This window comes from Streptomyces auratus (assembly GCF_050433025.1).
Lineage (GTDB): Bacteria > Actinomycetota > Actinomycetes > Streptomycetales > Streptomycetaceae > Streptomyces > Streptomyces sioyaensis.
On the sequence record NZ_JBNGCB010000001.1, the window covers coordinates 1,801,795 to 1,821,942 of the forward strand.

Annotated in this window: 19 protein-coding genes; 12 read left to right on the top strand and 7 right to left on the bottom strand. The window is 70.7% G+C overall.

Annotated features, from left to right (window positions below):
• Nucleotides 1-2: 2 nt before the first annotated feature.
• Nucleotides 3-1,514, top strand: coding sequence for a S41 family peptidase (locus BKA18_RS07650; RefSeq protein ID WP_366048309.1), 1,512 nt, complete (start codon nt 3-5; stop codon nt 1,512-1,514).
• Nucleotides 1,515-1,574: 60 nt separating this feature from the next.
• Here BKA18_RS07650 and BKA18_RS07655 read toward each other — a convergent pair whose 3' ends face one another.
• From BKA18_RS07655 to BKA18_RS07665, 3 genes are read right to left on the bottom strand one after another with little or no spacing between them, the layout of a single operon-like run.
• Nucleotides 1,575-2,516 (bottom strand): NAD kinase, encoded by a 942-nt coding sequence (locus tag BKA18_RS07655; protein WP_366048310.1) that lies wholly within the window; start codon nt 2,514-2,516, stop codon nt 1,575-1,577.
• The gene (locus BKA18_RS07660; RefSeq protein WP_366048312.1) at nt 2,513-3,328 is read right to left on the bottom strand and encodes a TlyA family RNA methyltransferase; all 816 of its coding nucleotides are present in this window, start codon (nt 3,326-3,328) and stop codon (nt 2,513-2,515) included. Before BKA18_RS07660 ends, BKA18_RS07655 begins: the two co-directional genes overlap by 4 nt.
• Nucleotides 3,329-3,335: 7 nt before the next feature.
• Nucleotides 3,336-3,701 (bottom strand): hypothetical protein, encoded by a 366-nt coding sequence (locus BKA18_RS07665; protein ID WP_366048313.1) that lies wholly within the window; start codon nt 3,699-3,701, stop codon nt 3,336-3,338.
• A gap of 74 nt (nt 3,702-3,775) precedes the next feature.
• Between BKA18_RS07665 and BKA18_RS07670 the strand changes: the two genes are divergently transcribed.
• Entirely contained in the window at nt 3,776-4,123 is a 348-nt protein-coding gene (locus tag BKA18_RS07670) for an SCP2 sterol-binding domain-containing protein (RefSeq protein ID WP_006607790.1), read from the top strand.
• Here BKA18_RS07670 and BKA18_RS07675 read toward each other — a convergent pair.
• The 3 genes from BKA18_RS07675 to BKA18_RS07685 all read right to left on the bottom strand — a co-directional run bounded on the left by BKA18_RS07675 (nt 4,107) and on the right by BKA18_RS07685 (nt 7,283).
• On the bottom strand, nt 4,107-4,958 hold the full coding sequence (locus tag BKA18_RS07675; RefSeq protein ID WP_366048314.1) for an ABC transporter ATP-binding protein: 852 nt from the start codon (nt 4,956-4,958) through the stop codon (nt 4,107-4,109). The two genes, BKA18_RS07670 and BKA18_RS07675, sit on opposite strands and share 17 nt — an antisense overlap.
• Nucleotides 4,959-5,118: 160 nt before the next feature.
• Nucleotides 5,119-6,237, bottom strand: coding sequence for a FecCD family ABC transporter permease (locus tag BKA18_RS07680; RefSeq protein WP_366048315.1), 1,119 nt, complete (start codon nt 6,235-6,237; stop codon nt 5,119-5,121).
• Nucleotides 6,234-7,283 carry a FecCD family ABC transporter permease gene (locus BKA18_RS07685; protein ID WP_366048316.1) on the bottom strand — a complete coding sequence of 350 codons (1,050 nt, stop codon included), beginning with the start codon at nt 7,281-7,283 and terminating at the stop codon, nt 6,234-6,236. Before BKA18_RS07685 ends, BKA18_RS07680 begins: the two co-directional genes overlap by 4 nt.
• A gap of 63 nt (nt 7,284-7,346) precedes the next feature.
• On the opposite strand from BKA18_RS07685, the gene BKA18_RS07690 reads away from it, so the two are divergent.
• Together BKA18_RS07690 and BKA18_RS07695 are read left to right on the top strand one after the other, a co-directional pair.
• Complete coding sequence (locus BKA18_RS07690; RefSeq protein WP_366048317.1) at nt 7,347-8,375, top strand: ABC transporter substrate-binding protein; 1,029 nt, start codon at nt 7,347-7,349, stop codon at nt 8,373-8,375.
• A gap of 130 nt (nt 8,376-8,505) precedes the next feature.
• Complete coding sequence (locus tag BKA18_RS07695) at nt 8,506-9,435, top strand: siderophore-interacting protein (protein WP_366048318.1); 930 nt, start codon at nt 8,506-8,508, stop codon at nt 9,433-9,435.
• A 110-nt stretch (nt 9,436-9,545) separates the two neighbouring features.
• Here BKA18_RS07695 and BKA18_RS07700 read toward each other — a convergent pair whose 3' ends face one another.
• Nucleotides 9,546-10,571, bottom strand: coding sequence for an HAD-IIA family hydrolase (locus tag BKA18_RS07700; protein ID WP_366048320.1), 1,026 nt, complete (start codon nt 10,569-10,571; stop codon nt 9,546-9,548).
• Nucleotides 10,572-10,744: 173 nt separating this feature from the next.
• Here BKA18_RS07700 and BKA18_RS07705 point away from each other — a divergent pair, with 173 nt between their 5' ends.
• The 8 genes from BKA18_RS07705 to BKA18_RS07740 all read left to right on the top strand — a co-directional run bounded on the left by BKA18_RS07705 (nt 10,745) and on the right by BKA18_RS07740 (nt 20,140).
• Nucleotides 10,745-12,010, top strand: a complete 1,266-nt coding sequence (locus tag BKA18_RS07705) for a DUF1015 family protein (RefSeq protein ID WP_366048321.1) — start codon at nt 10,745-10,747, stop codon at nt 12,008-12,010.
• Between the two features lie 170 nt (nt 12,011-12,180).
• The gene (locus BKA18_RS07710) at nt 12,181-13,035 is read left to right on the top strand and encodes an alpha/beta fold hydrolase (protein WP_366048322.1); all 855 of its coding nucleotides are present in this window, start codon (nt 12,181-12,183) and stop codon (nt 13,033-13,035) included.
• A gap of 23 nt (nt 13,036-13,058) precedes the next feature.
• Complete coding sequence (locus BKA18_RS07715) at nt 13,059-14,339, top strand: cytochrome P450 family protein (protein ID WP_366048323.1); 1,281 nt, start codon at nt 13,059-13,061, stop codon at nt 14,337-14,339.
• Between the two features lie 83 nt (nt 14,340-14,422).
• On the top strand, nt 14,423-15,625 hold the full coding sequence (locus tag BKA18_RS07720) for a ferritin-like domain-containing protein (protein ID WP_366048324.1): 1,203 nt from the start codon (nt 14,423-14,425) through the stop codon (nt 15,623-15,625).
• A gap of 66 nt (nt 15,626-15,691) precedes the next feature.
• A complete protein-coding gene (locus BKA18_RS07725) occupies nt 15,692-15,952 on the top strand; it encodes an acyl carrier protein (RefSeq protein WP_366048325.1) in 261 nt (86 codons plus the stop codon).
• Nucleotides 15,949-17,625 carry an AMP-binding protein gene (locus BKA18_RS07730; RefSeq protein WP_366048326.1) on the top strand — a complete coding sequence of 559 codons (1,677 nt, stop codon included), beginning with the start codon at nt 15,949-15,951 and terminating at the stop codon, nt 17,623-17,625. The genes BKA18_RS07725 and BKA18_RS07730 overlap by 4 nt, the downstream gene beginning before the upstream one ends.
• Complete coding sequence (locus tag BKA18_RS07735) at nt 17,582-18,385, top strand: class I SAM-dependent methyltransferase (RefSeq protein WP_366048327.1); 804 nt, start codon at nt 17,582-17,584, stop codon at nt 18,383-18,385. The genes BKA18_RS07730 and BKA18_RS07735 overlap by 44 nt, the downstream gene beginning before the upstream one ends.
• A gap of 222 nt (nt 18,386-18,607) precedes the next feature.
• A complete protein-coding gene (locus BKA18_RS07740; protein WP_366048328.1) occupies nt 18,608-20,140 on the top strand; it encodes a pyridoxal phosphate-dependent decarboxylase family protein in 1,533 nt (510 codons plus the stop codon).
• Nucleotides 20,141-20,148: the final 8 nt, after the last annotated feature.

Genomic DNA, 20,148 nt, shown 5'->3' on the forward strand with positions numbered 1-20,148 from the left:
CCATGAACGACTCCGGCACCCGGCACACCCACCGCCCCCGCGGCGCGGCGGCGTTACTGCTCACCGCCCTCACGGCCACCACCGTCCTGACCGCCACCACGGCCTGCGCCGGCCCGGCCCGCGCGCAGCGCTCGGGGGCTGCCTCCGCGGACCCGGCGGCGGCCCGGTCCGCCCGCACCCCGGCCGACTCCCTCCAGGGCGTCTGGCGGATGGACGGCTACGGCACCCTCGTCACGCTCCGGGGCCGCAGCCTGCGGACGTACGAAACCACCGGCATCAGCTGTCTGCCCGGCTCCGTCACGGGCACCCGCGCGGGCGCTCCCGGCGCCCACGGCAGCCTCCGCTTCACGGTTGCGGACTCGGCCCCGATCACCGTGGTACCGGCCGGCGCCGGCCGCGCCCGGCTGACCATCGAGGACAACGTCGGCCGGCGCACCCTGCACCGCATCGACGCCCTCCCCGCCCGCTGCACCCGGCGCACGCCGCACGATCCCCGGACGGTCTTCGACATCTTCTGGCAGACCTATGCCGAGAACTACCCCTTCTTCCGTGCGAAGAAGATCGACTGGACGGCGGTCCGCGACCGCTTCCGGCCGCAGATCACGGCGAAGACCAGCGAGGACGAACTCTTCGCGGTGTTCCGCAAGATGATCGAGCCGTTGCACGACGCCCACACCCGCGTGGTCGTCAGCAAGGACAAGTGGTTCGCGGGCATGCGTCCCGGCACGGTGCTGCCCACCGCCGAATCCACCGCCCGGATAGACAAGGCGATCGCCGCGAACCTCGGCCCGGGAGTCATCCGGCACCAGTGGGCCAACGGCCAGCTCGGCTACGCGGATCTGCCCGGCCGCCTCGGTTACTTCCGTGTCACCTCGTTCGCCCACTACACGAAGAAGGGCGACTACGCCGGCGACGTCGCCGAGCTCGACCGCGCCCTGGACGCCGTCTTCACCAAGGCCCGCACCCAGGGGCCGCATTCCCTGCGCGGCCTGATCATCGACGTCCGGCTCAACGGCGGCGGCGCGGACCCGCTCGGTCTGCGGATCGCCTCCCGGCTCACCGGCCGCCCGTACCTCGCGTACCGCAAGCGGACGCGGAACGACCCCCACGACCCGACCCGGTTCACCACGCCGCAGCCGAGCCGGATCCGCCCGTACCAGGGCCCCGTCTACACGGGCCCGATCGCCGTCCTCACCGGCCGCCTCACCGTCAGCGCGGGCGAAACCTTCACCCAGGCCCTGATGGGCCGCTCCCCCGCCCCGCTCCGCATCGGCGAGAACACCCAGGGCGTCTTCTCCGACGTCCTGGGCCGCGCCCTCCCGAACGGCTGGTCCTTCGGCCTGCCCAACGAGGAGTTCCTGACCGCCGACGGCCGCACCTTCGACGGCCCCGGCATACCCCCCGCCGTCCGCACCCCGGTCTTCACCGACGACGAGCTCTCCGCCCGGCGCGACTCCGCCCTCACCCTCGCCAGGGAACTCCTCTCCCAGGGGGCGCCGGAGGAAGGCCCCTAGGGCCGGGGCCCGGGGGCCCGTCCGACGGCTGTCTTACGGCGGACGGGCGCCGGGCCGTGCCTACTGCGGAGCCCCGCGCCACCCCGCCACCGGGAGGGCGAACTTGGCGACCAGGCGGTCGGTGAAGGAGGCGTGATGCAGCCGGGCCAGGCGTACCGGGATCGCGCCGCGGCGGACCTCGACGCGGGCGCCGGCGGGGAGTTCGACGCTGCGGCGGCCGTCGCACCACAGGACGCCGTGCGGGGTCTTCGGCTGGACCTCGACGGCCAGGACCGAACGCGGCGAGGTCACCAGCGGCTTGGCGAACAGCGCATGTGCGCTGATCGGGACCATCAGCAGCGCCTCGACCTCGGGCCAGACCACCGGGCCGCCGGCCGAGAAGGCGTAGGCGGTGGAGCCGGTCGGGGTCGCACAGACCACCCCGTCGCCGCCGAAGCGGGAGACGGGCCGGCCGTCGACCTCGGTCACCACCTCCAGCATCCGCTCCCGGGCGGCCTTCTCCACCGACGCCTCGTTCAGGGCCCAGTCGGTGTGCACGACGTTGCCGTTGTTGCGGACGAGGATGTCGAGCGTCATCCGTTCCTCGACCTCGTAGGCGCGGGTGACGACCCGGTCGACGACCTTGTCGAGGTCGTCGCGTTCGGCCTCCGCGAGGAAGCCGACCCGGCCGAGGTTGACGCCGAGCATCGGGACCCCGGACGTCCGGGCGAAGTCGGCGCCGCGCAGCAGCGTGCCGTCCCCGCCCAGGACCACCAGCAGTTCGCAGCCCTCGGCCGCGCACGGCTCGGACTCGACGCGCTCGACCGACGACGGCAGCGGCAGGTCCGCGGCCTCCTCCGCCAGCACCCGCACCCCGATGCCGCAGCGCAGCAGGCCCTGGACGACGAGTTCGGCGCTGCGGATGGCCGCGGGGCGGCCCGTGTGGGCGAGCAGGAACACCGTCCGCCCGGCACCGTCGTTCTCGTGTGCTGCGCTGCCTTCAACTGCCTGGGTAGTGGTCAACGAGGCCCCTCCGCCACTGCACGGTCGACGTCCGCCGGGTCGAGTGCAGGCGCCCCGGCGCGCAGCCACAGAAAGTACTCGACATTTCCCGAAGGACCCGGCAGCGGGCTCGCAGTTACGCCAAGTACGCCAAAACCGAGTACGGCCGCCCGCTCGGCGACGGCCCGTACCGCCTCGGCCCGCAGCTGCGCACTGCGCACCACCCCGCCGCTGCCCAGCCGCTCCTTGCCGACCTCGAACTGCGGCTTGACCATCAGCACCAGGTCCGCGTCGGGCGCCGCACAGGCGGCCAGCGCGGGCAGCACGAGCCCCAGCGGGATGAACGAGAGGTCACCGACGACCAGGTCGACGGGCTGCGAGTCGATCTGGTCAAGGGTCAGTTCGCGCACGTTGGTGCGGTCCTTGACGGTGACCCGCTCGTCGCTCTGCAGCGACCAGGCGAGCTGTCCGTACCCGACGTCGACGGCGACGACATGGCCGGCGCCGGCCCGCAGCAGGACATCGGTGAAACCGCCGGTCGAGGCGCCGGCGTCGAGCGCCCGCCGGCCCTCGATCTTCAGGCCGAGCGGAACGAAGGCGGCGAGGGCGCCGGCGAGCTTGTGCCCGCCGCGCGAGACATAGTCCGGATCGCTCTCGTCCGCGCGGACGACCACGGCCGCGCTGGTCTCCACCTGGGTGGCCGATTTCGTCGCGGTCGCCCCGCCCACGGTCACCCGGCCAGCGGCGATCAGCTGGCCGGCGTGCTCGCGCGAACGAGCCAGCTTGCGGCGCACCAGCTCCGCGTCGAGTCGGCGTCGTGCCACTCCTGCCACCTGTGGTTCAGCTCCTGTTGTCGTGCGTCGTCGAGACGGTCGAGGAAGGTGTGGGCGGCCCGGGGTGCTGGTCGAGGCCGGCCAGCACGTCACGCAGCCCACGGTGCACATCCTCGTACACCGGGAGGTGGCCCTCGGCGGGGAGGTGGTCGGCGTCGGCGAGGCGCCGCAGCCGGGCGTCGACCGCGGCCTGGCCGGTGGGGGTCACGCCCACCCCGAGCGGCTGCGGCCCGGTGGGGCGCTCCGGCCCGGTGGGCCCGGCGCCCACCGCTTCCCCCGCTCCGCCGTCCTCGGGCTCCACGAGCTCCTCCGGCTGCCCCGGCCCGGCGGGTGCGGGTGCCTCCGGCTCCGGGCCGGACATCGGCTGTTCCATGCCCCCGACGCTACCTCGGCGAAGGGCGCCAGGGGCGAACGAGCCGTCCCCGACCTGGCGTATCGTCGCTTCCGATGGCAACCCTCGACCAGTGCCGTGCCGCTCTCGACCGGCTGGCCCAGAACATGTCCTCGGCCGACGGCAGGGTCCGCGGGGCCACCGCGGTCCACCGTTCGCTCAGCTGCCGCATCACGGACCTCGATGTGACCTTCGTCGGGCGGCTGACCGACGGCACCATCCACGAGGTGCGCGCCGTCCCCGGCCCGCCCCCGCACAAGGCCGACATCCGCCTGACCATGACCGGCGACGATCTGGTCGCCCTGGTGGACGGGGAGCTGAACTTCGCCCGGGCCTGGAGCAGCGGTCGCGTCAAGCTGGAGGCCGGCCTGCGCGACCTGCTGCGCCTCAGGACGCTGCTGTAGCCGCCGCCCCGCCCGACGCCTGCCCGGCCACGGCCCGGCCGCCGCGGTGCCGGGGCCGGCGGGCGGCGGGGACGACCAGCGGGGTGCCGGTCTCCGGGTCCTCGATGATCCGGCAGCCGAGCCCGAAGACCCGTTCCACCAGGTCCGCGGTGACGATGTCGCCCGGCGCTCCCTCGGCGACGACCGCACCGTCCTTCATGGCGATGAGATGGGTCGCGTACCGGGCCGCGTGGTTGAGGTCGTGCAGCACCGCGACCAGGGTGCGGCCCTGCTCCTCGTGGAGCTCCGCGCACAGGTCCAGCACCTCGATCTGATGCTGGATGTCCAGATAGGTCGTCGGCTCGTCCAGCAGGAACAGCGGCGTCTGCTGGGCGAGCGCCATCGCGATCCACACCCGCTGACGCTGTCCGCCGGACAGCTCGTCGACGCAGCGGTCGGCCAGCCCGTCCACCCCGGTGGCCGCCATCGACTCCCGGACGATCCGCTCGTCCTGCGCCGACCACTGCCGCAGCAGGCCCTGGTGCGGGTAGCGGCCGCGTGCGACCAGGTCCGACACGGTGATCCCGTCCGGGGCGATCGAGGACTGCGGCAGCAGCCCGAGCGTCCTGGCGACCTTCTTGGCCGGCTGCGAGGAGATCGCGGAGCCGTCCAGCAGCACCGATCCCGCGGCCGGCTTGAGCATCCGCGACAGCGCGCGCAGCAGCGTGGACTTGCCGCAGGCGTTCGGGCCGACGATGACCGTGAAGGAGTGGTCGGGAACGGCGACCGAGAGATTCTCGGCGATGACCCGCTGGTCGTAGGCGAGGGTGACCTTCTCGGCCGTGAGACGGCTCACTTCAGCACTCCTGGGGGTTGGGTCGTATCACTGCTGCTGCCCGGCACGGCGGGACCGTCGCCCGGCCCGGGCCGCGCGGTACGGGCGAACGGTGCGGGCGACGGTGCGGGCGAGGGTACGGCCGCGGACATCCGCCGCCGGCCTCCGCTGCCCGGGCCGCTCATATCCGGCCCGCCCGGCGCTCCGTGGCCAGCAGCCACAGCAGATAGCCGCCGCCGAGGACACCGGTGAGCACCCCCACCGGCAGCTGGTCCGCGCCGAAGAGCCGCTGCGAGGACCAGTCGGCGGCGACCAGCAGGGCGGCTCCCATCAGGGCGGACGGCAGGAGGTTGGGGCCGGGCGAGGCGGTGAGCCGCCGGGCGAGCTGGGGTGCGCTGAGCGCCACGAAGGAGATCGGCCCGGCCGCCGCGGTGGCGACGGAGACCAGCACGACCGCCGCGATCAGCACGACGACGCGGACCCGGTCGACCCGTACGCCCAGCGCGGCCGCCGCGTCATCGCCCATCTCCAGCATGCGCAGCCCCCGCCCGTGGCACAGCAGCAGCGGGACGAGGACGGCGCAGACGGCGGCCGGCGGCCAGACCTGGTCCCAGTCACGGCCGTTGAGGGAACCGGTCATCCAGGTGGTGGCCCGGGTCGCCTCGACGATGTTCGCCTTGGTCAGGAGGTAGAGCACCATCGCGTAGAGCATCGCGCCGGCGCCGATGCCGACCAGCACGAAGCGGTAGCCGTGGATGCCGCGCTGCCAGGCGAGCAGGAAGACGACGAGACCGGTGACCAGGCCGCCGACGACCGCTCCGGCGGCGACCGCGAAGCCGCCGCCCTGGAAGTAGACGATGACGACCAGTGCGCCGACGGACGAGCCCTGGGCGAAGCCGAGGACGTCCGGGCTGCCCAGCGGGTTGCGGGAGACGGTCTGGAAGACCGCCCCGGCGATCCCGAACGCGGCGCCGACCAGCAGCCCCACCAGCACCCTCGGCAGCCGCAGGTCCTGCACGATGAACTGCTGGCCCACGTCGCCGCCGCCGGTCAGGGTGGCGATCACCTCGGCCGGCGTCATCGGGTAGTCGCCGGAGCCGATCAGTGCGACGCCGGCGGCCAGCGCGAGGGCCAGCAGCAGCAGTCCGGTCCACAGGGCGCGTGGTTCCAGGCGCAGCGAGAGCCCGCCCTTGGTGCGCACCGTTCTGGTCCGCCGGGCCGCCCCCGCTCCCCGGCCGCGCCCGGCCCCCTTCGTCCGCGTCTGCTCGGTGTCCTGCCCGGATTTCACGGTCGCGCTCACAGCTGGGCCATCCTCCGACGCCGTACGAGGTAGATGAAGACCGGCCCGCCGGCGAGGGCCGTCACGATGCCGACCTGGAGTTCGCCGGGCCGGGCCACGACCCGGCCGAGCACATCCGCACCGACCAGCAGCACCGGCGAGAGCACCGCGGAGTACGGCAGGACCCAGCGCAGATCGGGCCCGGTCAGCGCCCGTACGACATGCGGAACCATCAGGCCCACATAGACGATCGGGCCGCAGGCGGCGGTCGCCCCGCCGCACAGCACGGTGACGGTGACCATCGCCAGCACCCGGGTGCGGGTCAGCCGGGTGCCCAGCGCCCGTGCCTGGTCGTCGCCGAGCGCAAGGGCGTTCAGCGGCCGGGCGAGCAGCAGCGCGAGGACGGCGCCCACCGCCAGGAACGGCGCGATCCGGGTGACCGTCGGCATGGTGGCCGCGGCCAGCGAACCCACCGTCCAGAAGCGCATCTTGTCCAGCGCCGCGGTGTCCATCAGGTTGACCGCGTTGAGGTAGCCGACGAGGACGGCGGTCAGCGCGGTGCCGGCGAGGGCGAGCCGTACGGGCGTGGCGCTGCGGGTGCCGCCGAGGACGTACACCGCGACGGAGACCACCGCGGCACCGGCGAACGCGCACCACACATAGCCGGACAGCGAGGTGACGCCGAAGAAGCTGATGGCGGTGACGACCGCGGCCGAGGCGCCGGCGTTGATACCGAGAACTCCGGGGTCCGCCAGAGGATTTCGGGTCAGCGCCTGCATGACCGTGCCGGCCAGGCCGAGGGCGGCGCCGACGAGCAGACCGAGCAGAGTGCGCGGGAAGCGGACATCGCGGACGACCACGTCGGTGTCGGTGCCGGTGTAGTGGAACACCCCGTGCCACACCTGGTCGAGGGGGATCTGTTTCGCGCCGACGGCGATGCCGAGGACGGCGACGACGGCCAGTACGGCCACGGAGGCGAACAGCCCCGCAATGCGCAGGACCTGCCGTCGCCGGGGTGACACCGGGGCCGGGGCGGCCGGTGCTTCGGGGGGACTGTCAACCAACACGCTAGTTAGGTTAGCCTACCCTCACATTGACCGCGCCGGCCCCCAGAGAGAAGTGCAGCCACCATGAGTACCTCCCGAAGGACCCCTGTGTCCCGTCGCGGCATCCTGGCCGCGGGCGGCGCCGTCGGTATCGGCGCCCTGCTGGCCGCCTGCGGCGGGGGCAAGGGCCCGGGAGGCACCAACGGCAGTGCCGGGAAAGGCTCCTGGACCTTCACCGACGACCGCAAGGAGAAGGTCTCCCTGGCGCACACCCCCCAGCGCCTCGTCGCCTTCACCGGCACCGCGGCCGCGCTGCACGACTTCGGGATCGACGAGAAGATCGTCGGCGTCTTCGGCCCCACCAAGCTCAAGAACGGCAAGCCCGACCCGCAGGCCGGCGACCTGGACATCCACAAGGTCACCCTCCTCGGCAACGCCTACAACCAGTTCGACGTCGAGAAGTACGCGGCGCTGCGCCCCGATCTGCTGGTCACCAACATGTACGAGCCGGACGCGCTGTGGTTCGTACCGGACGACAGCAAGGACAAGATCACCAAGCTGGCCAAGTCCGTTGCGCTCACCTCCTCCCGCACCCCGCTCGTCAAGATCATCGAGCGCTACGCCGAGCTGGCGGAGTCGCTCGGCGCCGACCTCAAGGCCAAGAAGGTCACCGACGCCAAGGCCCGCTTCGAGAAGGCCTCCGAGTCGCTGCGCAAGGCCGCCAAGGCCCACCCGGTCAAGGTGCTCGCCTGCTCCGGCAGCCCCGACCTCTTCTACGCCTCCAACCCCGGCATCAACGCCGACCTCATGTACTACAAGTCCCTCGGCGTCGACCTGATCGTCCCCGACCACCTGGACAAGGACGGCTACTTCGAGAGCCTGAGCTGGGAGAACGCCGACAAGTACCGGGCCGATGTCCTTCTGCTGGACAACCGGACGGCCACTCTCCAGCCCAAGGACCTGGCCGCCAAGCCCTCCTGGGCCACGCTGCCCGCCGTCAAGGCCCACCAGATCACCCCCTGGTCGAGCGAGCCCCGCTTCTCCTACGCGGGCGCCGCCCCGCTCATCGAGTCGCTCGCCAAGGCGATCGGGAGCGCCAGGAAGGTCAGCTGACGCCCGGCTGAGGTGGATCGCCGCCCAGGCCGCCAACCCAGGCCGCCGCCCCGGCCCCGGCGCACTCTGCCGCAGCACCACCGCACCCCCACCATCGCCCCACCGCCGTCCGCCCCGGGAGGTTCCCCGCATGACCACGACCGCCGCCCCCGCCACCACACCGTTCCGCTTCTTCGAGGTCCGGGTCCTGCGCACCCGGCGGCTGGGCCCGTCCATGGTGCGGGTCACCTTCGGCGGCGAACGGCTGGCCGAGCTGGCGTCCGGCGGTCGCGACCAGCGCTTCAAGCTCTTCCTCCCGCAGCCCCATCAGGACCGGCCCCGCCTCGACGACACCGGCGACGGCTGGTACGCCGCCTGGCGGGCGCAGGATCCGGCCGAGCGGGCGGTGATGCGCTCGTACACCATCCGCGAACAGCGCCCCGACCCGGCGGAGTTCGATGTCGACTTCGCCCTGCACGGCGCGGAGCCGGGGACCTCCCCCGAGCTCTCCGCTCCGTTCGAGCAGGGAGGTGGCCCCCTCACGGCGGGCGGCCCGGCCTCCCGCTGGGCCGCCCACGCCCGGCCCGGCGACCGGCTGACCGTGCTCGCCCCGGCCGTCGCGGACAACGGCGGGGTCGACTTCCGCCCGCCGGCCGGCACCGACTGGATCCTGCTCACCGGCGACACGACGGCGCTGCCCGCGATCGCCGGCATCCTGTCCTGGCTCTCCCCCGGCACCCGCGCCAAGGTCTGGATCGAGATCGCGCACGAGGACGACCGGCAGCAGCTGCCGTCCTTCGCCGACGCCGAGATCACCTGGCTGGTCCGCGACGGGGCGGCCGCCGCACACGGCGAGCCGGTGCTCGACGCGCTGCGCGCCGCCGACCTGCCCGAGGGCACCCCGTACGCCTGGGTCGCCGGCGAGGCCGGGACGGTCAAGGCGGTGCGCCGCCATCTGGTCCGCGAGCGCGGCCTCGACCGCCGGGCCGTCACGTTCACCGGCTACTGGCGGCGCGGCGCCACCGAGGAGGACCTGATCGCGGAACTGACGGCCGGGACGGCGACCTCCCAGGAAGACTGAGCCACCCCGCGGCCGGAACGCGCCGGCGGGGCGGCGGGGCGGCGGGGCGCGCGCCGGCCGGGGCGCACCGACCGGGCCCGCCGCCGGAGCCCCGGTGCCCTCGTCGGCCCTCAGATCCCGATCCGGGCCAGCGCCTTCCCCGCGTCCGCCGCGCAACTGCCGTCCCCCGCAGCCGTCCAGGCCGCCGCGCACAGCGCCCGCAGCCCGTCCAGCGGCGTCCCCTCGCCGGTCACCGCGAGGGTGTCGCCGGAAGCCTCGGCCCGCCAGCCGCCGCACCGGAACCCGTCCCCGTCCGCGGCCACCTCGGGCTGCGGTGCCAGCAGTCCGCGCAGGTCCGCTTCCACATAGGCGGGACGGTGCTGCGGCGGGGCGGCCAGCAGCTCGGCGGGGGTGGTGACGCCCGTGAGCACCAGCAGCGAGTCGACCCCGCCGTTGCAGGCGCCCTCGATGTCCGTGTCGAGCCGGTCGCCGATCACCAGCGGCCGCCGCGCGCCGGTCCGCAGCACCGTCTCCCGGTGCATCGGCGGCTGTGGCTTGCCCGCCACCTGCGGCGATCCGCCCGCGGCGATCCGCACCACCTCGATCAACGCACCGTTGCCCGGGGCGATCCCGCGCTCCTTGGGGATGGTGAGATCGGTGTTGGACGCGAACCACGGCACCCCGCGCTGCACCGCGTACGCGGCCTCCGCCAGCCGCGCCCAGTCCAGCGTCGGGTCGTAGCCCTGCACCACCGCCGCCGGCTCGTCCTCCGCGGAGAAGACGGGCTCCAGACCGCGCTCGCGCAGCGCCACCAGCAGCCCCTCGCCGCCGACCGCCAGCACCCGCGCGCCCGGCGGCACCTGCTCGGAGATCAGCCGGGCCACCGCCTGCGCCGAGGTGATCACGTCCTCGGCACCGGTCGGCAGCCCGAAACCGGACAACTGGTCGGCCACGGCCTGCGGCGTCCGGGCCGCGTTATTGGTCACATAGGCGAGGTGCATTCCCCCGTCCCGCGCGGTGGTCAGCGACGGGACCGCATGCGCGATGGCCTGTCCGCCGGCGTAGACGACCCCGTCCAGATCCAGCAGCGCGGTGTCATACGCCTCGCTCAGCGCGCGCCGGCACCCGTCGGGCCGCCTGCGAACCTGCTCGTTCATGCCGTCTCGCTCCTCGCTCCCACATGCCTGCGCAGGGACCCGCCGCCACCGGGGGCGCACTCGCCGCCCGGCACCGGTGCGTGACCCTCCACTTTGCACCTACCGGTATTTCCAGCCACATACGGGCTGTCCCCCGATCTTCCCTCATCGGTGTGGCGGCATAGCATTCTTCAATGACCAGTAGCGACGGCCTCCGACTCCTCCCGTTCCGCGGACTGCGTTACGCCCGGGACCGCGTCAGCAGCCTGACCGCCGTGACCTCCCCGCCGTACGACGTGGTGGTCCGGCCGGACGGCGTGCGCCATCTGGAGACCGCCGATCCGTACAACATCGTCCGGCTGATCCTCCCGCACGCCGCGGACCCGACCACCCGCCACCGCCAGGCCGCCGACACCCTGCGCCGCTGGCGCGCCGAGGGCGTGCTGACGCAGGACGCCGAGCCCGCGCTGTACGTCTACGAGCAGCGCGCGGGTGAGGTGCTGCAGCGCGGACTGATCGGGGCGCTGCGGCTGGACGGCCCGGTGCTGCCGCACGAGGGCGTCATCCCGGAGGTGGTCGAGGACCGGGCCGCCCTGATGCGTGCGGCGGCCGCCAACTTCGAACCGCTGCTGCTGTCCTACCGCGGCCAGGGCACCGCGACCGGCGCCGCCGCGGTCATCGAGCGGGTGGTGGAGGAGGAGCCGCTGCTCGCGACCGTCACGGAGGACGGCTTCGCACACCGCCTGTGGGCGGTCACCGACACCGGCGATCTCGCCGCCATCGACGACGATCTCAGCGCCCGGCAGGCCCTGATCGCCGACGGCCACCACCGCTGGGCGACCTACCAGCGGCTGTACGAGCAGCAGCCCGGCGCCGGCGTCGCCTCCCCCTGGGCGTCCGGCCTGGTGCTGCTGGTCGACACCGCCCGCTATCCGCTCCAGGTCCGGGCGATCCACCGGGTACTGCCGCATCTGCCGCCGGCCAAGGCGCTGGCCGATCTGGCCGGTTCCTTCCGGGCCCGTACGCTCCCGGGCGAGCTGTCCGCCGCCCTTCAGGCCCTGGAGGAGACGCCTGGTACCGCCTTCGTCCTCGCCGGCGGGCCGGATTCGTTCCATCTCCTGGACCGCCCCGACCCCGGTCTGCTGGACCGTACGATCCGCCGGGACCGCCCCGAGGCCTGGCGGCAGCTGGACGCCACGGTGCTGCACTCCGTCCTGCTGGACGAGGTCTGGCACATCCCTGACCACCCGTCGGACATCGGCTATCTGCATCACACCGGGGCCGCGGTCGAGCAGGCCGCCCGGCACGGCGGCACCGCGGTCCTGATGCGCGCCACCTCCGAGGAGACGGTCCGTCAGCTCGCGGAGCAGGGCGTGACGATGCCGCGGAAGTCCACCTCCTTCGGCCCCAAGCCCGCCACAGGCCTCGTCCTGCGCACGCTGGACGACACGGGCGACTGAGGGCTGTCCTTGAGGTGACTGCGTGCTGATGCGCGAAATCCGCCACCTTTCGTCCACGCCGCCGTCACGGTCTTGTTGACCTTGCTCACGGTCGCTACCCTGACCGGGTAGATAGCGGTGGGTACTCATGGAATTTCCCGTCGATACGCGTGTATCGAGAAGGGAGATTGGTGCAAAATCGCTTCGTTGAGGCTTCCAACGGAGTCTGCTATGCCTATCGGTGCTTTGGCGACAGTGCACAGACTCCATTGCTGCTGCTTTCCCATTTTCGCGCCAACCTCGACATGTGGGACCCGCTGTTGATCAGCGAGATCGCGGCCGAGCGGCCGGTTGTCCTGGTGGACAACGCGGGTATCGGACTTTCCGGCGGCAGAACCCCGCACACCATTGAAGAGATGGCGCGGGACATCCACGCGTTCCTACAGGCCCGTCAGCTCTCCGAGGTGGATCTGCTCGGATTCTCCATCGGTGGCTACGTCGCCCAAGAATTGGCGCTCCAACACCCCAACCTGGTGCGGCGCGTCATCCTGGTCGGCACCGCACCACGCGGCACTGGCGGGGATCTCGCACTCGGCGGACGGGCCCACACATCCGCCACCAAGGAGGTGATCGGCCCCAAAGACCTCCTGTCGCTTTTCTTTCCGGCGCATCCGGCCGGTCGCGAGAGAGGGGTCGACTTCATCCGCCGAATCGGTCAGCACCGGCCGGACCCGGATCGGAGCGTCAGCCGGTCGGCCTGGCAGGCGCAGATCGCGGCGGCAACGGCATGGGGACTTCCGGATCCGGGAGCCTTGGCCAAACTCGCGCATATGACACAGCCAACGCTGGTGGCGCACGGAGAACTCGACGTCATGGTCGATGCCGAGAAGGGACGACTCCTGGCCAGACACATACCGCATTCGATCCTGCGGATCTTCCAGGACGCCGGCCATGCGCCTCTCTTTCAAAATCCGGAAGACTTCGCCGCCGTGGTCCGTAATTTCCTCGGCGCCGCTTCCTTGGATGATGCGAGCGCCACACCGTGACGTGCGGCGGAACAGGAGCGAGGGTGGACGCTGGCACGGCATCAACCCACAAGTCGCAGTGCCCGTTCGTCTTGGACGTCAACGGCACCGACCAGCACGCCGAGAACGCGCGCCTGCGGGCAGCGGGCCGGGCGGTTCGGGTGGAGCTTCCTGGTGGGGTTCAGGCGTGGGCGATTCCCCACCACGATGATCTCCGGAAGGTGTTGACCGACCCCCGGGTAGCCAAGGGAATAGAGCATTGGGGCGCGATGGCGCGCGGCGAAGTGCCGGACGGCTGGCCGCTGATCGGTTTCGTCGGCACCAACAGCGTGATCAACTCGCACGGCGCGAAACACCGACGATTACGCGGCTTGGTGGATCAGGCGCTGACGCCCGCGCGCGTCGGGGCCATGCGCCCTCAAGTGGAGGCACTCGTGGCCTCGCTGCTCGATCGGTTGGCTGGTCAGCCGGCGGACCGGCCGGTGGACCTGCGTTCTGTGTTCGCCTACCCGATTCCGACCACCGTGATATCGGACCTGCTCGGCATCCCGAAACGGAAGAGGCGCAGGCTGCACGTGCTCACCGGTGTGCAGACACGCACCAGCAATTCACCTGAACAGGTACGGGAGATCGACGGTCACATCAATGATCTCTTGCACGACATCATCGCGGAACGGCGTGCTGCGCCGCACGACGATCTGATCAGTTCGCTGATCGAGGCGACCTTGAGCGATGACGATCGGTTGAGCGAGGAAGAACTCGTCGGCATGGTGCTCCTGATGTTCTTCGCAGGGCACCAGAGCATCATCAACGTCATCGTGAATGCCTCCTACGCCCTGTTCACCCATCCTGAGCAGCTTGCTCTGGTGCGATCCGGTCAGTGGCCGTGGGGCGCGGTGGTCGAGGAGACGATGCGTTGGAACGGCGCGGTCAACCAGTTCCCCATGCGCTACCCGCTCGAAGACATCGAGATCGACGGAACAATGATCAAGAAGGGTGAGGCGATCCTGTCCTCCTTCGGATCAGCCGGCCGCGATCCCGCCCAGCACGGCCACGACGCCGACGAGTTCGATATCCGACGGCGACAGGCCGGGCATCTCGGATTCGGTCACGGACCCCATTTCTGCGTCGGGGTTCACCTCGCACGCCTGCAGTTGGAGACCGCGCTGGCCGGGTTCTTCAGCCGTTTCCCCAAAGCGTCCCTGGCGACCCCGGAGCAGCAGGAGTGGAAGCCAACTCCCGTCCCGTCGTTCGTCAGCAACAGTCTCGAGTGCCTTCCCGTGTTGCTCGGCCCGGCGGCGGCGCCGGATCTGCCGTCAAGGTGACGGCCCGCATGTCCCGTTCCCTTCCTCCGACAGGTGCGACCGATCGCTTACGCACCTTGTCGACGTGCCCGGAGAGGATCGCCATGAGCGGTGATACCCGAATAGCGTTGTTGGGGCTTTCCCGGGATGCCTCGACCGCTGAGAAGATGGTCTTGCCGAGGTTCGGCAGGATCACCGTGGACCGCCCGGAGCGAGCGGACTGGGTTCGGTACCTGCACGAGTTGGATCCTCAGGCTGACCTCGGCGTGGTATTCGTCGGCGCGGAGGCGTCGGCGCTGTCGGCGGTTCGCGACCTGAGGTCCGTAGGCAGGTTCGACCGGACCAGGGCGTATGTGGTCGATCCGGGTGCCGGTGGCCCCGTTCCCGGCTGGCTCGAGACATGGGACGTCGAGGACGTCGTCCCGCCTTCGGCCTTGGGCGAGGAAAGTATCGGCCAGTCGGTCGAACTGGCCCTGCGCGCTCACCGCGCCTTGATGAGGGACGAGTTGTACACCCACTTCTACCTCGACATGACGTTCAACAAGATATTCGACTGGTTCGAGACCACGCGGTGGGACTGGAACGAGGTCGATCTCAGCAAGATCGACCTCGCCATGTTGAGCGAGCGTGACGTGGACTTCCTGACCGAAGCGGCGGTCATCGAGTTCGGGACCCTGCCTGGAGCCCACAACTTCCTGCGCGAGTGGCAGGGCGAGGCCAGCTTCTCTTCGTGGGTGTTGATGTGGGGCGCCGAGGAAGCGAGGCACTCGCTCGTCCAGGCGCGGTATCTCGATCGCATCGGCGTCAAAGTGCGCTCCAAGCACGCCCTCTACAAACGAGAGCCCTATCCGCAGGGCGATATCCGCGCCGCGACCCTCATGATGAACGTGATCTCCGAGGCCCGCGCGGCGGCACTCTACAAGGCACTGTCCGCGCAGGTCTCCGAACCCGTCATCAGGAGAATCTGGAAACTGCTGGGCAGGGACGAGGCGCGGCACTGCCGGGCTTTCTCGGTGTTCATGCGAGAACTGTGTGACGGGAATGCGGCGAATCAGGTCGCCGCTCTGCGCATGGCGTACATCTGGCTGGCCGACCGGAGCAACGGCATCAAGCACCCGGCCGGCGTGTTCTATCCGCATTCGACGTCCACCGACGGCATCAGACGGATCGAGACCATTCAGCACGACGCGGTGGACGCCGCCGACGCCAAAGTGATGTCGATCATCAGGATCATGGTCGACGACGACTCGATGGAGACACCGCGCGACATCAAGGCGAAGCTGCGCAGCATGGCTCGCCGGTCCTAGCCGGTCCTGGTCTGCCGGTGGCTGAGGCTATGACCAGCCTGCCTGTTCAGGAAAGGATTTCAAGAAGTGGACACGGAGAACACAGTTCGGCACTTTGTCGCGCATCGTCTGGGGATATCCGACGAGGAGGTGGCGTTGGACGTCGATCTCCGCTCGCTGCCCCGATTCGACTCGATACATGCGCTGCAGATCGTCCTCGACGTCGAGGAGCACTTCGATGTCGAGGTCGAGGACCACGTCGTCTTCGAGGTGCGGACGGTGCGGGAGTTCGCCGCCGTGATCCACCAGATCGTGGCGGTCCAGGCCGACTCCGCCGTCACGTCGTGAGCCTTGTCGAGGGGCTCAGAAGAGTGGCCGGGCGCCGATCCGGTCATGGCATACACATCGTGCGTCGAGGGCGGGAAGTCGCCGCGCTCAGCTTCGGCGACCTGTACCAGCAGGCGGGGAGGGTCGCTACCGGTCTGCTCACCCGCGGCGTTGCACCCGGCGACCGTGTGGCGGTGGTCCTGCCCACGTCCGTGGAGTTCGCCAGCGCGTTCTTCGGCGTGCTGGCTGCCGGAGCGGTGGCGGTGCCGCTGCCCGCGCCCCCTCCCTTCAGTTCCTCGCGAACCTACCTCCGACGCACCACGATGGCGTTGCGTCAGTCACGAGTGCGACTCGTTCTGACCAGCGAGTCGATCGCCCCGGTGCTGACTCGGTCGATGCCGGCGGCGTCCGGCTCGGCCGCGGCGGTCGACGTGCGAGGCGTCATGGCGCAGGAGGCGACGTTCGTGGATCGGGCGGACTCGCACGACGCCTTGGTCCAGTACACGTCGGGGACGAGCAGCGATCCGCGGGGGGTGGTACTCAGCCACGGCAACGTGGCCGCCGGGGTGAACGCCATCGCGTCGGGCACCCGCCTGACGGACACGGACATCGGGTGCAACTGGCTGCCGCTCTTTCACGACATGGGCCTGATCGGTTCTTTCATCACGCCGGCCATGCACGACGTCGACATCTATGTGCAGCCGCCGGAGGAGTTTCTGCGTGATCCCGTGGACTGGTTGCGCACGATCAGCCGGGTCCGCGCCACCTTCACCATGTCGCCGGATTCCGGGTACCGGTACGCGCTACAGCGCACCGGCCCCGAGGCTGTGGGCGACCTGGACCTGTCGGCCTGGCGGATCGCGGTGAACGGTGCGGAACCCGTTGACGAGCGGTTGCAGCGGGCGTTCATCCGGCGGTTCACCCGGGCCGGCCTTGCCGAGACCGTGTTCCTGCCGGCCTACGGGCTCGCCGAGGCCACATTGGCGGTCACGTTCCCACCGCTCGGCCGGCCGACGAAGACGATCAGGGTGTCTCGTGAGGCGCTGGGTCGAGGGCGCTGCGAAGCAGTGACAGGCAAACCGGGAACATACCGCGAACTGGTGTCGGTGGGCCGACCGGTTGCCGGGATGGAGGTCCGGCTGGTGGATGACCAGGCCCACCCTCTCGGAGAAGGTGTCGTGGGTGAGATCCAGGTCCGCGGTGCTGCGGTCACGGCCGGCTATGAGCGTCATCCCGAAGCGACACGGCAGGTGGCTCGCCCAGGCGGCTGGGTCGCCACGGGTGACATCGGGGTCCGGCACGAGGAAGAGCTCTACGTCGTCGGGCGCAGCAAGGAGACGGTCATCGTCTTCGGTGCGAACCACTACGCGAGTGACATCGAATCGGTGGTGCGCGACATCGTCGGCCTCGGGGTGCACGGTGTGCTGGCTCATCAGGTCGAGGGTCACGACGGCAGCGGGCTGGGCTTGGTCGTCGAATCCACCGAGCGGGCGCCGGCGGCTCAGGAGCGCATGTCCGCTCGCATACGTTCCGCGCTCTCTGCCGAGCTCGGCATCACGGCTACCACCATCACGTTCGTCGGTCGTGGAAAGATCCCTCGCACATCGAGCGGGAAGATGCTTCGTCGAAGTGGAATGGAGGTGGACGATCGTGGTGCTGCCGACAGGCGCGGCCGAGTACTTCTTCAAGAGTGACTTACCTGACGCGAGTCGTCGGGTGTCCGTGATGGAGTCGACGTACGACGACACGAGCATCAGTCGACTCAACCGCATAGGCGTCCAAACGGGATGGTCCTGTTTGGATGCCGGGGCCGGCGGCGGCTCGATCGCCCGGTGGCTGGGCGAGCAGGTCGGGCCGAACGGACACGTGACCGCGACCGAGCTGGACGTGAGCGAACTGGCGGACGTCAAGTCCGACGTCATCGACATTGTTCGATCGGACCTTCGCGTCGATCCGTTGCCACGGGCGGCTTTCGATCTGGTGCACACGCGTCTGGTGCTGGGGCACATTCGTGAACGTGAACACGTCCTCAAAAAGCTGATCGACGCGGTAACTCCCGGCGGCTACCTGTTTCTGGAGGAGGCGGACTGGTTCGCGTCCGCAGCTTTGGGCCCCCAACTGCACAGGGACGTGATGGCAGCCGCCATGACGTCCGCGGAGTCCAACGGGTTCGCGGCTCGCTGGGGGCGGCAACTACCAGAAATGTACCGGGCGCACGGTCTTACGAACATCGTGGTCGACTGCGACGTCCCGATCCATGAGAGCGGTTCCCCCGGGATGGAGTGGTTGCGTATCACTTTCCAGCTGTTGAACGGCAGCGCCAACCCCTTGGCGATCGCATCCCACCGGTTCGAAGAGTGGCAGCGCATGGCCGGTCAGCCCGGTGAGTGGTGCGTCGGCATGGGCACGATCGGGATTTGGGCTCAGGTGCCCGACGCTCCATCGGTGAGCTAGCGCGTTTCGGGTGGTGATCAACCTGTGGGGTTCTCCCGCACACCGATCCACCGAACAGGCCCTCACACTCCCGCCCCGCCCCTACCGCGGCACCACACACCCACCCCCAGACGTAGTTAGGTTAGGCTTACCTAACTACGTCGCCGGGCGGGCCTCCCTGCCCCTGCGCACACCCCACCCTGCGCAGGACGTGGTCGACTCCGCACCAGGGAGGACATCGTCATGAGTCTCCTCGCGCACTCCACCGAGGACCCGGCCGACAGCCGGACACATCTGCTCCACAACGGCACGGCGCACCACTACCACCGCGCGGTCACCGAGACCGTCACCCGGATCAGCGCCAAAATCGCCGGCACCACCCGCCCGTTCACCGGCATCACCGTCGACGGCCTCACCCCCACCGTCTCCGGCGTCGACCTGGACACACCGCTGTACGACGCGGACGCCGCGCTGGACGAACTGGAGGACGTCTACCTCCGCGACGCCGTCTACTTCCATCACCCGCGCTACCTCGCCCACCTCAACTGCCCCGTGGTGATCCCCGCCCTGGTCGGCGAGGCCGTGCTCGCCGCCGTCAACTCCTCCCTGGACACCTGGGACCAGAGCGCCGGCGGCACCCTCATCGAGCGCCGGCTGATCGACTGGACGGCCGAGCGGATCGGCCTCGGCGCGCGCGCCGACGGCATCTTCACCAGCGGCGGCAGCCAGTCCAACCTCCAAGCCATGCTGCTCGCCCGGGACGAGGCCTGCCGCCGCGCGCCGGCCGGCGGCGAGGTCCCCGCCGGCGCCGGGCGGTCCGACGTCCTGCCGCGGCTGCGCATCCTCGCCTCCGCCTGCAGCCACTTCAGCATCCGCAAGGCGGCCACCCTGCTCGGCCTCGGCGCGGAGGCCGTCATCGCCGTCCCCTGCGACGAGCAGAAGCGGATGCGCACCACCGACCTGGCCGCCGAACTGGCGCGCTGCGACCGCGAGGGCCTGATACCCATGGCCGTCGTCGCGACGGCCGGCACCACCGACTTCGGCTCGATCGACCCGCTCCCCGAGATCGCCGGCCTGTGCGCCGGGTACGGCGCCTGGATGCATGTCGACGCCGCCTACGGCTGCGGCCTGCTGGTCTCCCGCCGCCGCGCCCTGCTGACCGGCATCGAACGCGCCGACTCGGTGACCGTCGACTACCACAAGTCCTTCTTCCAGCCGGTCAGTTCGAGCGCGCTCCTGGTCCGCGACCGCAGCACCCTGCGGCACGTCACCTACCACGCGGACTACCTCAACCCGCGCCGGATGGTCGAGCAGCGCATCCCCAACCAGGTCGACAAGTCGCTCCAGACCACCCGCCGCTTCGACGCCCTCAAGCTCTGGCTCACCCTGCGCATCATGGGCGCCGAGGCCATCGGCGCACTCTTCGACGAGGTCATCGACCGCGCCGCCGACGCCTGGCAGCTGCTCCACGACGACCCCCGCTTCGAGGTCGTCGTGGAGCCCCGGCTGAGCACCCTGGTCTTCCGCTACGTCCCCAGCACCGACCAGGACCCCGACCTCAGCGACCGGGTCAATCTGCACGCCCGGGAAGCCCTGTTCGCCTCCGGCGACGCGGTCGTCGCGGGCACCACCGTCGACGGCCGCCACTACCTCAAGTTCACCCTGCTCAACCCGGAGACCACGCTGGAGGACATCGCCACCGTCCTCGATCTGATCGCCGAGCACGCCGGCACCTTCCTCGCCGCCCGGCCCCTGCCGACGCTCAGTGCGCGCTGACCCTCCCC

Bases quoted from the DNA above. Each gene is read 5' to 3' on its own strand.
- BKA18_RS07650 (WP_366048309.1), top strand. From the start codon at position 3: ATGAACGACTCCGGCACCCGGCACACCCACCGCCCCCGCGGCGCGGCG.
- BKA18_RS07665 (WP_366048313.1), bottom strand. From the start codon at position 3,701: ATGGAACAGCCGATGTCCGGCCCGGAGCCGGAGGCACCCGCACCCGCC.
- BKA18_RS07670 (WP_006607790.1), top strand. From the start codon at position 3,776: ATGGCAACCCTCGACCAGTGCCGTGCCGCTCTCGACCGGCTGGCCCAG.
- BKA18_RS07690 (WP_366048317.1), top strand. From the start codon at position 7,347: ATGAGTACCTCCCGAAGGACCCCTGTGTCCCGTCGCGGCATCCTGGCC.
- BKA18_RS07695 (WP_366048318.1), top strand. From the start codon at position 8,506: ATGACCACGACCGCCGCCCCCGCCACCACACCGTTCCGCTTCTTCGAG.
- BKA18_RS07700 (WP_366048320.1), bottom strand. From the start codon at position 10,571: ATGAACGAGCAGGTTCGCAGGCGGCCCGACGGGTGCCGGCGCGCGCTG.
- BKA18_RS07705 (WP_366048321.1), top strand. From the start codon at position 10,745: ATGACCAGTAGCGACGGCCTCCGACTCCTCCCGTTCCGCGGACTGCGT.
- BKA18_RS07720 (WP_366048324.1), top strand. From the start codon at position 14,423: ATGAGCGGTGATACCCGAATAGCGTTGTTGGGGCTTTCCCGGGATGCC.
- BKA18_RS07740 (WP_366048328.1), top strand. From the start codon at position 18,608: ATGAGTCTCCTCGCGCACTCCACCGAGGACCCGGCCGACAGCCGGACA.